The organism is Acinetobacter sp. 'aerobic (ED)', assembly GCF_904886855.1.
In the GTDB taxonomy this organism is placed as follows: Bacteria; Pseudomonadota; Gammaproteobacteria; order Pseudomonadales; family Moraxellaceae; genus Acinetobacter; species Acinetobacter courvalinii.
Window position 1 is genome coordinate 14,313 of record NZ_CAJHGI010000007.1, and the last position, 13,990, is coordinate 28,302.

At 42.6% G+C, this 13,990-nt stretch carries 11 protein-coding genes; 7 read left to right on the forward strand and 4 right to left on the reverse strand.

What is annotated here, in order from left to right:
* Positions 1 to 74 precede the first annotated feature (74 nt).
* The 5 genes from JO943_RS14020 to htpG all read left to right on the forward strand — a co-directional run bounded on the left by JO943_RS14020 (position 75) and on the right by htpG (position 6,011).
* Entirely contained in the window at positions 75 to 950 is an 876-nt protein-coding gene (locus JO943_RS14020) for an alpha/beta fold hydrolase (RefSeq protein WP_202741126.1), read from the forward strand.
* 121 nt (positions 951 to 1,071) lie between these two features.
* Complete coding sequence (locus JO943_RS14025; protein WP_202741127.1) at positions 1,072 to 2,493, forward strand: Na+/H+ antiporter family protein; 1,422 nt, start codon at positions 1,072 to 1,074, stop codon at positions 2,491 to 2,493.
* Positions 2,494 to 2,877: 384 nt separating this feature from the next.
* Entirely contained in the window at positions 2,878 to 3,480 is a 603-nt protein-coding gene (locus tag JO943_RS14030; protein WP_202741128.1) for an OmpW/AlkL family protein, read from the forward strand.
* Between the two features lie 136 nt (positions 3,481 to 3,616).
* Positions 3,617 to 3,967, forward strand: coding sequence for a lysozyme inhibitor LprI family protein (locus JO943_RS14035; RefSeq protein ID WP_202741129.1), 351 nt, complete (start codon positions 3,617 to 3,619; stop codon positions 3,965 to 3,967).
* A 115-nt stretch (positions 3,968 to 4,082) separates the two neighbouring features.
* Positions 4,083 to 6,011: a molecular chaperone HtpG gene (gene htpG / locus JO943_RS14040; protein WP_202741130.1), complete on the forward strand. Its 1,929-nt coding sequence runs from the start codon at positions 4,083 to 4,085 to the stop codon at positions 6,009 to 6,011.
* A 92-nt stretch (positions 6,012 to 6,103) separates the two neighbouring features.
* Here the strand turns inward: htpG and JO943_RS14045 are convergent, their stop codons facing one another.
* The 4 genes from JO943_RS14045 to JO943_RS14060 all read right to left on the reverse strand — a co-directional run bounded on the left by JO943_RS14045 (position 6,104) and on the right by JO943_RS14060 (position 11,170).
* Positions 6,104 to 6,982 carry a selenocysteine synthase gene (locus JO943_RS14045; RefSeq protein WP_202741131.1) on the reverse strand — a complete coding sequence of 293 codons (879 nt, stop codon included), beginning with the start codon at positions 6,980 to 6,982 and terminating at the stop codon, positions 6,104 to 6,106.
* A 135-nt stretch (positions 6,983 to 7,117) separates the two neighbouring features.
* Positions 7,118 to 8,245 carry a hypothetical protein gene (locus tag JO943_RS14050; protein WP_005226408.1) on the reverse strand — a complete coding sequence of 376 codons (1,128 nt, stop codon included), beginning with the start codon at positions 8,243 to 8,245 and terminating at the stop codon, positions 7,118 to 7,120.
* Positions 8,246 to 8,453: 208 nt separating this feature from the next.
* Complete coding sequence (locus tag JO943_RS14055) at positions 8,454 to 9,887, reverse strand: hypothetical protein (RefSeq protein WP_202741132.1); 1,434 nt, start codon at positions 9,885 to 9,887, stop codon at positions 8,454 to 8,456.
* 587 nt (positions 9,888 to 10,474) lie between these two features.
* A complete protein-coding gene (locus JO943_RS14060; protein WP_202741133.1) occupies positions 10,475 to 11,170 on the reverse strand; it encodes a DsbA family oxidoreductase in 696 nt (231 codons plus the stop codon).
* A 176-nt stretch (positions 11,171 to 11,346) separates the two neighbouring features.
* Here JO943_RS14060 and JO943_RS14065 point away from each other — a divergent pair, with 176 nt between their 5' ends.
* Together JO943_RS14065 and JO943_RS14070 are read left to right on the forward strand one after the other, a co-directional pair.
* On the forward strand, positions 11,347 to 12,096 hold the full coding sequence (locus JO943_RS14065) for a hypothetical protein (RefSeq protein ID WP_202741134.1): 750 nt from the start codon (positions 11,347 to 11,349) through the stop codon (positions 12,094 to 12,096).
* A 54-nt stretch (positions 12,097 to 12,150) separates the two neighbouring features.
* Positions 12,151 to 13,956 carry an ABC transporter ATP-binding protein gene (locus tag JO943_RS14070; protein ID WP_202741135.1) on the forward strand — a complete coding sequence of 602 codons (1,806 nt, stop codon included), beginning with the start codon at positions 12,151 to 12,153 and terminating at the stop codon, positions 13,954 to 13,956.
* Positions 13,957 to 13,990 lie beyond the last annotated feature (34 nt).

Consider the following 13,990-nt stretch of genomic DNA (forward strand, 5'->3'; position numbering starts at 1 on the left):
GTATCATTTTTAGTGTATCGCTGGCAATGGCTGTTTTATCACCAGGCCGATAGAAAACAAAATGGGAAAGAATTATGCAAACACAAGTAAAAACAGTAACCACATCGGATCAGCAAACACTCTGTGTCAAAACATGGGGCGATGAGAAAAACACGGCTTTGGTGCTGGTACATGGCTATCCAGATAATCAGGAAGTCTGGGAGCCGATCATTGAACAACTGGTCAATGACTATTATGTGGTGACCTATGATGTACGTGGTGCAGGCTTATCATCTATTCCGAAACGGATTAAGGACTATCGTTTGCCACGCTTGTCACTGGATTTACAGGAAGTTGTTGATCAGGTGTTACCAAATCGTAGTTTCCATATGGCAGCACATGATTGGGGATCTTTGCAGTCTTGGGAATCTGCAACTGAACCAAAACTGAAAGGCCGCCTGTTGTCCTATACCACGATTTCAGGACCTTGTCTGGATCATGCCTCATTTTATCTCCGTGAAAAATTTAAAGCTGCACCAAGCAATGTATTAAAAATGCTGACGAAATCCTGGTATATCGGGGCTTTTCATTTACCCCTGATTGCACCGACGGTATGGACTTTCTTTAGTCCTGAAAAATGGGGCAAAATTTTAAGTGGTTTAGAGAAAAAGCAAGATTTACCATTAAATGCCAACATCGCCTCCGATGGCAAATACGGGATTAACCTGTATCGCGCTAACTTTATTCCGTCTTTAACCCGGCCACGCCAGCGTTATGCCCAGTGTCCCGTTCAGGCCATCGTGTTAAAGCGCGATGCTTTCGTCAGCCCCGAGTACATTACCGAGTCGATGCCAAAATGGGTCGAAAAGTTTGAATATACCGAGCTGGATGCCAATCATTGGGCAGTGTTGAGCCAACCGGAAAAAATTGCTGAACTGATCCGTCAGTTTGTCCAGCGTCAGGCGGCTTAAGGCTTTAGTGGAATTATTAAGCTAAAAATCACTTAAGATTAGCGATAATCAGGCGATATTTTCAGCTAGGTTTTCATGAATCTGCTAGAATGTCGCCTTTTCTTTGCTCCTAAATTTGTTCATGAATGCTGTCGTAATTGCGATTGCCGTGATGTTTATCCTGTCACTGGCACGAGTTTCTGTTGTTCTCACATTAGTGATTTCAGCCATTATTGGCGGCTTGGTCGCTGGTCTAAGCCTTTCTCAAACCGTCGAAGCATTTAATGCCGGCTTAGGTGATGGGGCTGAAGTTGCATTGGCTTATGCGGTGTTGGGTGCATTTGCATTGGCACTGTCCAAATCAGGATTGCCTGATTTGCTGGCGCATAAACTGATTGGGTTATTGGGGATGGAAGCAGGTAAAAATCAGCAGACCAAAGTGAAATATCTTTTGCTGACGATTTTACTGATTGCTGCGATTTTTTCTCAAAACCTGATTCCTGTTCACATTGCCTTTATTCCGGTGCTGGTTCCGCCTTTATTGAAAGTGATGAATCACTTGAAGCTCGATCGACGTGCGGCGGCATGTGTCATGACACTGGGTCTGGTCGGCACCTATATTTTCCTGCCTGTGGGCTTTGGTGCGATCTTCCTTGAACAGATTCTGATGGGCAATATCAACAAGATTGGCGCCGCTTATGGCCTGCATGTAGAGCGGGGCATGATGCCAATCGGTATGGCGATTCCAGTATTAGGCATGGTGATTGGTACGCTGGTTGCGGTATTTATCAGCTATCGTAAGCCACGCATCTATGTTGACCGTTCAATTACGCCAGTTAAAACGATTGATCTGGATAAACCGTTAAAAGTTACCACGCAAGCAGAATATGATCTCAAAGCCGATGCTGAAGAGCTGAAACATGAAGCAGAGAATGTGCCTTATATTTCCAAGAAAACCATGTTTATGGCGCTGCTCGCGATTGGTTTAACCTTGGTTGCACAGCTCTATTCAGGCTCGATGATTCTGGGTGGTCTGGTCGGTTTTGCCGTGCTGTCTGCTTCGGGCATTTTTAAATGGCAAGATGCCGATGATGTGTTTGTGCAGGGCATGCGCATGATGGCGCTGGTCGGCTTTATCATGATCTCTGCGGCAGGTTTTGCTTCAGTGATGACGCATACAGGCGACATTACGCATCTGGTCAATGGTGTAGTGCATATCATTGGGGATAATCATGCGCTTGCGGCATTCCTGATGCTGTTCATCGGCTTGTTCGTGACCATCGGGATTGGTTCATCGTTTTCAAGCGTACCTGTGCTGGCGGTGATCTATGTGCCATTGTGCGTACAGTTCGGTTTTTCTCCTTTGGCAACCATCGCTCTGATTGGTACAGCCGCTGCTTTAGGTGATGCTGGTTCACCAGCCTCTGATTCAACCTTGGGGCCAACAGCAGGTCTGGGGGTTGATGGTCAACATGATCACATTTGGGATACGGTTGTGCCTACATTTATACATTTTAATATCCCGCTCCTTATTTTTGGCTGGATTGCAGCAATGGTTTTATAATCAGAAATGGCTCAGAAATGAGCCATTTTTTTTGCTTTATAAAGTATGGCTTAAAACTAGAAATAATCATTAAATGACATTTTTTGTCTCTTTTTAAATCTAGTTTTATAATTGGTTTTTAATATTAAGTTATATATGATTATATTTTTAAATTTAGCTTAATTTATTTTTAAATCTGATAAAAATACTAGGATTTATAGTAATTTAAGTTGATTAAAATAGTCTGAATTACTAATTATTACATATTTTAACAATTATATTTTATTAAGATTCAATGTATTATAAAGTAAATTAAAATAGTTGGAATTAATCTCTATTGCATAATGTAAATATGCGTGTTTATTATGTTGAACAAGAACATAAATTGTTAAAGAGGTTGTTTAAATGTTAAAGAAAGTTTTAGTTGTTGCTTTATTGGGGTTATCTTCAACTGCATTTGCAGGGGGCTTTCAGGTTAAGTTTGGTGGAAGTGTAATTTCACCAACAGACGATACTGTGGTTGCGGGTGTTGGCACATTAAAAGCAGATCATGAATTTGCATTTACGCCATCGGTTGAATATTTTTTCGGTGATACGCCTTTTTCTGCTGAATTATTATTGGCGACACCAATTTCACATGACGTGTTATTAAATGGTGAAAAAGTAGCGAAGCTTAAACAATTGCCACCTACTGTGACTTTTAAATATAACTTTAAAAATTCAACCCGTTTCACACCCTATATTGGTGTCGGTGGCACAGCTTTCGTAACTTGGGATGAAGAAACAACAGGTGCTTTAGAAGGCGCAAAATTAAAAGTGAAAGAAGACTTTGGTTTCGCGGGCCAGTTAGGTTTCAATTTCCAGCCTGCTGATGCAAAAAACTGGGGTGTATTCTTTGATGCGCGTTATGCACAAATCAGTCCTGAAGTAAAATTAAATGGTCAGAAGCTGACTGATCTAGATATTAATCCGATGGTATACACATTGGGTTATAGCTATAAATTCTAAGCAGAACTTGCTCTTGAAAAGCCTCACGTTGTGAGGCTTTTTTATTTTTGCAATTCCCATATAAAACCGATACAGGCCTTACACAGAGAGTTTTGTATGCTGAAAAAATAATCTTAATAAAAGTGAGACCATCATCATGAAAAAACTAATGACTTCGATTTTATTATTGATCCCCGCGTTATTTTTATCTCAGGCGCATGCGGCCAGTTACTCCTGTAAGGCAGCAAAGTTGAAAGTCGAGCAGCAAATCTGTAATGAACGTAGTCTCAATGATGCCGATGTGAGAATGGCAACGACCTATCAGATTATTTTACATGCCTTGCCAATGGGCGGACGTGATGCTGAAAAAGACAGACAATTTCAGTGGTTAAAACAACGTAACTCATGTGGTGCCAATACGCCGTGTATCAAACGTGCTTATGCGCAACGTCAACAGCAGCTTGATCAGCTATTACAGGAGCGAGTATTGAGTCGAGGTCCGTTCTAATTACCGTTTTGTATGTTTTTTGCCTGAAAAATACGCTTCAAGGATTGAAAAATTCAAGATATACACCATTCATAAATCATTCCAAATAGATAAGCCTCACAGAAAGGAGTGATTTATGAGTGAACAAGTCGCACAAAATTATAGTTTCCAAGCTGAAGTTGCTCAGTTATTACATTTAGTGACGCATTCTCTGTATTCCAACCCTGAAATTTTCTTGCGTGAATTGATTTCAAATGCGTCTGATGCGTGCGATAAGTTACGTTTCGAAGGGATTAATCATCCTGAATATTATGAAAATGATCCAGATCTGCATGTTCGTGTCACTTTAGATAAAGACAATAAAACCCTCACCATTTCGGATAACGGGATTGGCTTAAGCCAGCAAGAAGCGATTGATAATCTGGGAACCATTGCCAAGTCGGGTACCAAAGACTTTATGTCTAAACTGACCGGTGATCAAAAAGCCGATGCGCAGTTGATTGGGCAGTTTGGTGTTGGTTTCTATTCAGGCTTTATCGTTGCGGACAAGATTACGGTGGAATCACGCCGTGCCGGTTTAGATGCAGCAGAAGGTGTGCGCTGGATTAGCGGCGGCACAGGTGAGTTTGAAGTTCAAAGCATTGATAAGGCCACACGTGGTACAGACATTATCTTGCATTTACGTGATGATGCGCTTGAGTATCTAGAGTCGTGGAAAGTTAAACAAATTATCAATAAATATTCTGACCACATCAGCTTGCCTATCGAAATGCAAAAAGAAATCTGGCAAGAGGACGAAGTCGCTGAAGGTGAAGAAGCTAACGCTACAAGCGGCGGTAAGATGGTCAAGACCGATGAATGGGAAGCGATTAACTCGGCAAGCGCGCTGTGGACGCGGAATAAGAGCGAAATCACTGATGAACAATACATCGAATTTTATAAAAACCTGAGCCACGATTTTGCTGAACCGTTGGCATGGGCACATAACCGTGTTGAGGGGAGCACTGAATATACGCAATTATTGTATATCCCAAGTCAGGCCAAACAGGATTTATTTACCCGTGAAGCTAAGGCGGGCATCAAGCTTTATGTAAAACGTGTATTTATTCTGGATGAAGCGGATAACCTGATTCCGAATTACTTACGTTTCGTTCAAGGCGTGGTCGATAGCGCTGATTTACCGCTCAATGTCAGCCGTGAATTACTACAAGAAAGCCGTGATGTAAAAACCATTCGTGAAGGTAATGCACGTCGTGTGCTGACTTTACTGGATGGTTTGGCAAAATCTGAAGATCAAAAAGACCAAGAGAAATTCAAGACTTTCTATACCGAGTTTGGTTCAGTATTGAAAGAAGGTTTGGGTGAAGATACCGGTAACCGTGAACGGATCTTAAAGCTATTACGTTATGCGACTTCGACCAATGATGATATTTCAACCTCTTTTGCTGACTATAAAGCACGGATGAAAGAAGGCCAGAAGGCGATTTACTACGTCACCGCAGAAAACCTAACTGCAGCCAAGAATTCGCCACAGCTTGAGGTGTTCAAGAAGAAAGGCATTGAAGTTTTACTCATGGCGGACCGTGTCGATGAGTGGGCGATGAACTTCGTGTTTGAGTTTGATGGTACGCCGCTTCAGAACGTATCGAAGGGTGCAGTTGACTTGGGCGACCTGCAAGATGCTGAAGAGAAAAAAGCCTTAGAGCAGGCAGCAGAGCATTTTAAACCGGTGGTAGAGCGTTTAAGTACCTCGTTAAAAGACAAGACCAAAGAAGTGCGTGTCACAACACGTCTGGTGGACTCTCCTGCATGTTTAGTTAGCAGTGAAGGGGAACTGTCTCCACAATTGATTCGTATGTTGAAACAGGCGGGTCAAGCGGTTCCTGAGATTAAACCAACATTGGAAATTAACCCTGAGCATCCATTGGTGAAAAAATTGGAAAGTTCAGCGCAATTTGATGACCTTGCCAATGTGATCTTTGATCAGGCGGTGATTGCAGAAGGTGGTTTACCAGAAGATCCGGCAGCCTATGTCAAACGCATCAATAGCTTGTTATTAAAATAAGTCATTTGATCAAGAAACCTCTGCTTCGGCAGAGGTTTTTTTTATTGCTATGGATAACCTTAAAGTTATCCACAGTTGTGTCGATATTTTCGTCAGAACTGTGCTTCAACGCTCATCTGGTAACTAAAATGATCCGCTTGTCTGGTGGCAGGAACATTTAAATAATTCAGATCATTTTGCATAAAAATCCAGTTGCGCCAGATAGGACGACGCCAGGAAAAGTAGGGTCCCCATTCGTTAACGCGCAGTTCTCTATTTTCATATTCTCCTGTGCTGAAAATGCCATAACTCAGCTTATCCTGCGATAAGAAATGTAGTTGCTGAAAGGTACGATTACTCCAGCTATAGTCGGTATCCTGAGTTTTGGAAACATTGAACTGGCTTGACAGTTGGTTTTGATGCTGAAGTTTTTGGGTCAGATCAAGATTGGTTTCGGCATAGTTTTTACTTCTGGAGCCATAACGGAAAATTTGCGCCGTATTGAGCTGTAATCCTAAAGGCAAAGCCCAATTCTTTTTGGCGAGAAACTGGATATAGATATCGGTATCAGAATTTGCACCCAGATCAAGATCATTACTAAAAGGTAATAGGCTTGAAATGGTTGACCAGCTTGCACTGAGCGGATTTGCTGTCGCAAGCTTTTGCTGGCTGTGATGTTTGTTGTTTTTACCTAATTTTTTGACTGGTTGAGGCTGTTGAGCCCGTTGCCACAGGGTATCGGTGCCGAAAACCGCCATTAAGTCGTGTGCAAGTTGTGAATCATCTGCAGCAAGCTTAGTTTCTTCTGTACAACTGAAGCTGGTTGTTGGTGAGTGGTAGGCTTGAACAAATGCTGTATGTCCTGAAACAAAAGGACGATTAAACGATCTGCTGACAGGTAAAACCAGTGGAAATAAAGGCATCAGCAGATCCCCCAGACACAGGTTTCCTACAATCAAAAAATACACAACCACAGCGTATTGATGACGCATGCCATAAACAAGAACAATAAAAAAAAGATGACGTTAACAAGCAAAGCTTAAGGATTTATTGAAAGAAATATTATTTTTTCAATAAAAAAAGCCCAAACAACGGAGCATTTGGGCTTTTCGAGGCTGGCGTAAAATTTAGAATAAAGTTTCCAGACGCACAAAGGTACTCACGTAATGGTTACGATCTTCACGGTGATCATTGAAATAGTTGAGATCACCTTGTACGTAGAACCATTCGCGCCACAGCGGTTGACGCCATGATACGAACGGTCCCCAGTTATTTAAACGGAGGTCACTGTTATTGTAGTAACCGCCCGTGTAAATGCCGTAGTTGAAGGTATTGTGGGCAAAGAACTGGTGTTGACGGAAAATACGGTTGTCCCACCATAGATCATCATCCTGCTTATCTGCATAAGTTAAGCTGAACTGATTGGATAAGAAAGGCTGGTTTGGGCGCGCGTGAATCAACTCTAGATTGGTTCGTAAATAGTTTTCACTTTTACTGCCATAGCGATAGATCTGTTCGGCATTAAAACGGAAATCATTGCGTAAATCCCAATGTTTTTCGGCTCTTAAACGCGCATAAATATCCGTGCCTGAGCGCACACCCAGATCGGCATCGGTCTCAAAAGGTAATTTTTTGGAGAAATTTGACCAACGCAAGGCTAGCGAGCCATTACTATCACGGGTCTGTTTGGAGTCAAACTTTTTATCTGGGTCCTGATTGGGCTGATTATTGGTATTGCCGACATTGTTCTTGAATTCATCATCCAAGGTGTCATCACCGAACACCACGCTGACCTTTTTCTCTAAGGTCGGTAATTTAATCTTACCGCGAATACGGGGCTTGACCTCATAATTATCATATTCGTTCCAGTAATTATCCAGCATGACCCGGATGGTTGCCGAAGCAGGGTCATCAGGATCGACTTCGCCAAACCAGTCATCAATTTTCACTGAAGTATTATCGGCCCACTCGCGGATACGACGCTGTTTTTTATCAAACCAGGTTTTATCCTCTGTCTCCGCCGTTGGGGGGACTATGATTTTATCTGACTGCTCGGGGAAAATCGTCGGAGTGGCATCGACCAAACGGGGAATATAGTCCAGCGCATTTTCCGAATTGCTTTGCGAAGTTGTATTCGGCTGCTGATTTTGCGGTGAGGGAGTGGTTTCTGCTTGCGCTACATTGAACGTACCCATCGTCAATGCGAGCAAAGCAAAAACGATACGCGATGGTACCATTTGCTGTAAATTATTCATAATAAAGGCTTATATGTTGTTCTTGGTTTAACTTTTGATGATTTACTGCATAAAATCAAGCGGCTGTCACAAAAAGCAGCAATTTAACTGTACAAAAATGCTAAAGATCATAAGGATTTAGCGTAATAAATAGCCATCATTCCAAGCTTCAGTCGATTTTTGAATAGCTTGAAATGATGGATGAAATGAATGAGCGATTGAAAGGCGTTTAAGAGGATTCGACCGGCATGCTGTTTTCCAGTGCCTGATATAAATCGTGCACCGAAATCGGTTGCGGTAGTCGGCTAATCACCTGACGAATCAACTGCCAAGTATAACCATCGCTACGGTCTAATAATAAATAGGGATAGGCCTGATCTTCACTGGAAAGTTTTACCCGTTCCAAGCCATGAATGACCCGGATTTTCTGACGTTCCCGTAATAAAATCACAGGAGTAAAAAAGGTCGCAGAGGTTTCTTCAAATGGAATGAATTTTTGCGTATTGATAAATGACGCTGGAATATACGGATAAACGCGCTGATCACGTTGCCACACCAAGGTTCCATTCATAATGCATTCATTGAACAGGCTTTCATGCTGATGGTAATGCTGTTTGAAATGAGACCAGCTGGTTTGATGAATCGAGCTGGTACGGGTATGGCGCTGATCGGTATAGGCTTGCAGAATAGTAATGGCATATTCCACGTTATGGGTTCCCACCAGCACCACATAATGGGAAAACTGCCCTTGCGCATAGAGCTGTTCCGCGACAAAAACCTGCGCAGATTCCCAGATGGGTTGTGCTTCGTTTTCGGCTTTTAAATAAAGCCAATCAATCTTAATATTCTGGTCAATGTCATTATGCAAATCGGCCCGATATAACGAGGGAAAGGTCCGTGCATCAATACGTTCCAGACGGCAGATCAGGCCATCCAGATTAAAATCATTCAAGGCTAAAGGTTGTGCTTTATTTAGGTGCGGTGAAGGCTTGGCACTGTATCTAAAACCCGGTTTGATCCGGTTCTCGGTAGGAACTGGCGCAGCTACGCTTTCTGGCACTGTTCTGATTTTATCTTGAATGATCGCATCGAGCTGGGACTGAAAGTTGGCGCTTTCTTGTTTGAGTCTTGCCAGTGCATCGTTTGAAGCCTGCTGATCTTGATCCGATAGATGTTGATCCAGCGGTTGCAAAACCGGAATTAGATGCTGGAGTTCATGATCGGTTTTGATATATTCATGAGCATGATTTTGCAGCCACTGCAGGGCATCTATTGATGAGTTTAGCCAAGGGCTTTTGAGAAAGGATAAGGCCGGCCGGATCACCCAGACTTGCCAGAGTTGTGCCTGACGTAACGCTGCCCAGCCCATATCTGCCGAAGCAAATAAGGCATTTTCTACCCGTCCCATGAAGTTATAGGTCCCGCGATAGGTCATGCTAAAACCATAGCGGGCTAAATCGTCAGCCGAAAATTCTTCATTCAGAATAAATTGCTTGAATGGCGTTACTTGTTGCTGGAATGCAGGATCGTCGCAAGATGCGCAAATATCTTTAATCCGTTGTTTGGCTTTTGCAATTTCAAAAAGTGAGGTTTTTTCATTGTTGAGCCCATCGATGAGATGTTGCAGCTCATCCACCAAAAGTGCTTTCTCTAATACGTCCATCTGCTGTTTCCTTAGAGATAGGCTTGAGCCTGTTTTTTAAATAATGAATCAGTGCAAATTTGACCGCTGTTTTAGACCGGCTTTATCAATTATTGTTGCTCAAGTATATGTTTGCCCCTATGACAAGCTGTGAGCTATCTGTCTATTCGACTGGCATTAAAAGTTCGAATAACGCGCGTAACGCTTGAATATACATCACAAAAGATTGTCACTTTATGACGATTATAGAAGAAAACCAGACAAAATCTATAGCTTGAAAATGAGTAGAAAATCACATTCAAACAGTTTAAATCGAGATGTGGATCATGATTTGTCTTTGAAAATAAAAACATTTTAAAACAATAGATCGGATATCCAGATGATAAAGCAAAAAGGTATCTATAAATTTATGGGCGAGTTGTGACCAGACTCACAGAAGCAACGGTGAAAAGTCCAGCAAATAAAAATGCGGCTTGGTGACACACTGATATGGCACAGCAATCCAATGCTGATGGGATATAAAAGGGCCGGCGATCAATAAGGAGGGATTATCATTTCAGGAGAAAAAACTGCTTTAATCATGAGATTAAAGCAGCTGAGTGTGATGATTAAGGCTTGATTTCACATTGCTCATCATTACATTGAGCGGCATCATCCTGCTCAATCTGTTCAGAGGATGTGGATTGTGCCTGTTGTAAGGCTTTCAAGAAAATCTCACGTGGCTGGGCACCAGACAGCGCCAGTTTCTGATCAAACACAAAGAAAGGCACGCCCGTGACATTCAACTGTTCACGTGCAATTTTCTCATCGTGACGGACAAAATCTGCCAGCTCATCGGAATCCAGTACATACTCGACTTCGGCATTATCCAGACCGATACGTGATGCAATTTCTTCTACCACTTCACGTTCGCCAATGGCCAGACCTTCGGTCATATAGGCATGAAAGAATGCTTCTTCTGCTTCGTTACCCAAGCCTTTACTCTGGGCAAGATGAATAATCCGATGCGCGTTGAAGCTGTTGCCGGAGTTGGCTTTTTGCCATTGAAAGTCGATGCCTTCAGCTGCTGCCATGGCTGCAACATTACGCTCCATCTCTTCCATTTCCGCATAACTACGGCCATATTTTTTAGCTAGGCGTTCAGTATTTGAGGTGTCATGCTTGGCTGGCGCGTCTGGGTCCAGCTCAAAGCTATGCCAGTGAATTTCAAGCTCGATGCCTGCTTGTTCTGCGACATGTTCAAGACGTTTTTTACCGATATAACAAAAAGGGCAGACCACATCTGACCAAATATCTACACGCATGGCGTATCTCTTCAATTCTCGTTAAACAGATAATAGGGGCGGCATCGATGAATTTAAAGCGATGAATATGTAATGCTGCGTTACGAGAACTGAAATAAAAAGCATATAAAGGATTGTCTTTGATCGATTAAACTAAGATTTAGAACATAAAAAAATATAATGAATTTGGAGGCAACATGCGCCGTTTTTTATTATTTGTCCTTGTGGTGGTTCTTGGCATCGGTTCTTTTTTTCTTTATCAGCATCATTTACAGCAACGTGCAGTGAACAATAAACAGATGTTTGAAGTGGTGATGGCAGAGAAAATGCGTACACTTTATGATCAGGCTCAAGACTGGAGCACACCCGTACAACTGGATATTCATGATGATCGCTTATCTGGCGATTATAAGCTGATGTCAGAATTCCTGCTCAATTACTGGATGCAGAATGTAGAGGCACGCAATCGTTATTTACGTGCGCTTAAAGCTGCGAACTGGGATACCTTTTTGGATGTGGAACGACTGGAGCGGGACCGAAAGCAGGATTATAAAGAAACGGAACAGATGCTGGCCGATGTGCGTAAAGCATCTGCTGAATATGAACAAGCACGACACCAGATTCAGTCCAGTTCCATGCAACAGGCAAAAAGTCTGGCCATTCATAATGAAATGCGACAGTCCTTACAGGCAAAACTGGAAAGTAACCTGAAAGCGGATAAAGCGCATGATATTTTCCCGATCGAACAGCAGATTATTGAAAAAGCACAAGCCATGTTTGACATGCTGAAAAAGCAGCAATGGCAAAGAAAAGACAAGATGATCCTTTTCCGTGAATCCGCGCAGGTGAAAAAGTTTAATACGCTGTATCAGGATGTGCTGAAATTGAATAGTAAAATGGAAAAGATCAAGAGAAATAATGCAGAGGTACTGGAAGAAGAACTGTAATCAATATCGCTGACTCAATATACATTGCACGCATAAAAGGCAGACGTCGAATATATGAATTTATGGCAGCTATTTCATAAAGTAAAACCTTTTGTCCTTCCCTATAAGTGGCTGGTTGCCGTGACCTTGCTGCTGACCCTGATTGGTGCTCTCACTGCACAGGTCAATGCGTTGACCTTGCAATATGCGGTTGACCAGATCAATGCCGTAGTTGAATCAGGACAGGGCTTGAGTGCAGGCTGGCATATTCTGGTCACGATCAGTGTGATTCTGTTGAGTAAAGAGATCATCAATATCTTTATTCAGTTTGGACAAAAGTTCTTTGGTGAGCGGCTTCGCATTTTAATTTCGCAGGATGTGGCGCAGTCGATCATCGTGAAATTTTTACAATATCGGCTGGCGTTTTTTACCCAGGATGATAATCAGGCTGGAAAATTACAGACCCGTATTGATCGTGGGATTGGTTCGATCACCCGATTGGTACAGATTTTCTTTATCGAGATTTTCCCGCTGTTTAGTAGTGCCTTGATCGCCTTGGGTTTGATGTTCTATGCCAATGTCTGGATCGGTCTGGTGGCACTGTGTATTGTTCCGATTTATTTCTGGGTCACCTTTAAACAGGCGCAGAAACTCAGTGGCACACGCCGTAATTTACGCGATGGGCGCGAACGTAAAAGTCAGGGGATTTTGAGTATCATTAACTCGATCACCGTGATCAAATCCTTTAACCGTGAACAGATCGAAGCAGAAAAACAGCTGACGCTACAAAAACAGTTAACCGATCACCAGATGCGGACACGGCAGCTCAGTTTCTTGTTCGAGGGCTTAAAAACCTTTATTGAACAGATCGGTGTGGTGTTTATTATCATCCTCACGGCCTATTTTGTGCTGGTCGGTGATATGAGCATCGGCATGATCATGTTTCATATTTTGCTATTCAACAATGTCTCTGCGCCGATCCGGTCCTTGCACCGGATCTATGACGAAGTCAATGACGCGATGATTTATGCAGAAAGCTTTTTCAAGATACTGGAAGCGGATGATGAGGTGGAGACGTCGGGCCAGTTAAAACCTTCGCCACTCACCAGCAAATTTGAGCTGAAACAGGTGAATTTTTCCTATCCTAATGGTTTTCATGCTTTGAAGGATATTAACCTGACGATTCAGCCCAACAAGATTACGGCTTTGGTGGGCTTATCGGGAGCGGGGAAATCTACCCTGATTAGTCTACTGGATAAGTTCTATCTGCCGCAGTCAGGTGAAATTCTACTGAATGGCACCTCGTTAAATGATATCGATACCCAATATTTACGGGATCATATTGGTCTGGTATTGCAAAAAAATCATATTTTTCAGGGAACCATTGAGGAAAATATCCGTTATGGCAAGATGAATGCAACACAGGAAGAAATTATTGCAGCGGCGAAGAAAGCCTCGATTCATGAGCAGATTCTGAAATTACCGCAGGCCTATCAGTCCGACGCCTTATTACTTTCAGGTGGACAGCAGCAACGGATTGCGATTGCCCGTATGTTCCTGAAAAATCCCCCGATTATTTTTCTGGATGAGCCGACCGCAAGTCTGGATGCGATCGCAACTGAACAGATCAAACATAGTCTGGATGAGATTAAGCAGGGACGGACGGTGATTATTATTTCCCATAGTCTGTCACAGATTATTGATGCGGATTATACCTATGTGATGCAGGATGGCATGATCGTGGAACATGGTGAGCATCATCAGCTGTACCAGCAACAAGGCGTGTATAAAAACATCTTTGATGCGATGGCCAAGAGCCTGAATATTGAAAAAATTTCCAAGACTTTTGAGGGGGATGATGAAGAGGAAACCCATAGTTAGTGGATTTTCATTCAGTTCGACAAATTCTCAGTTA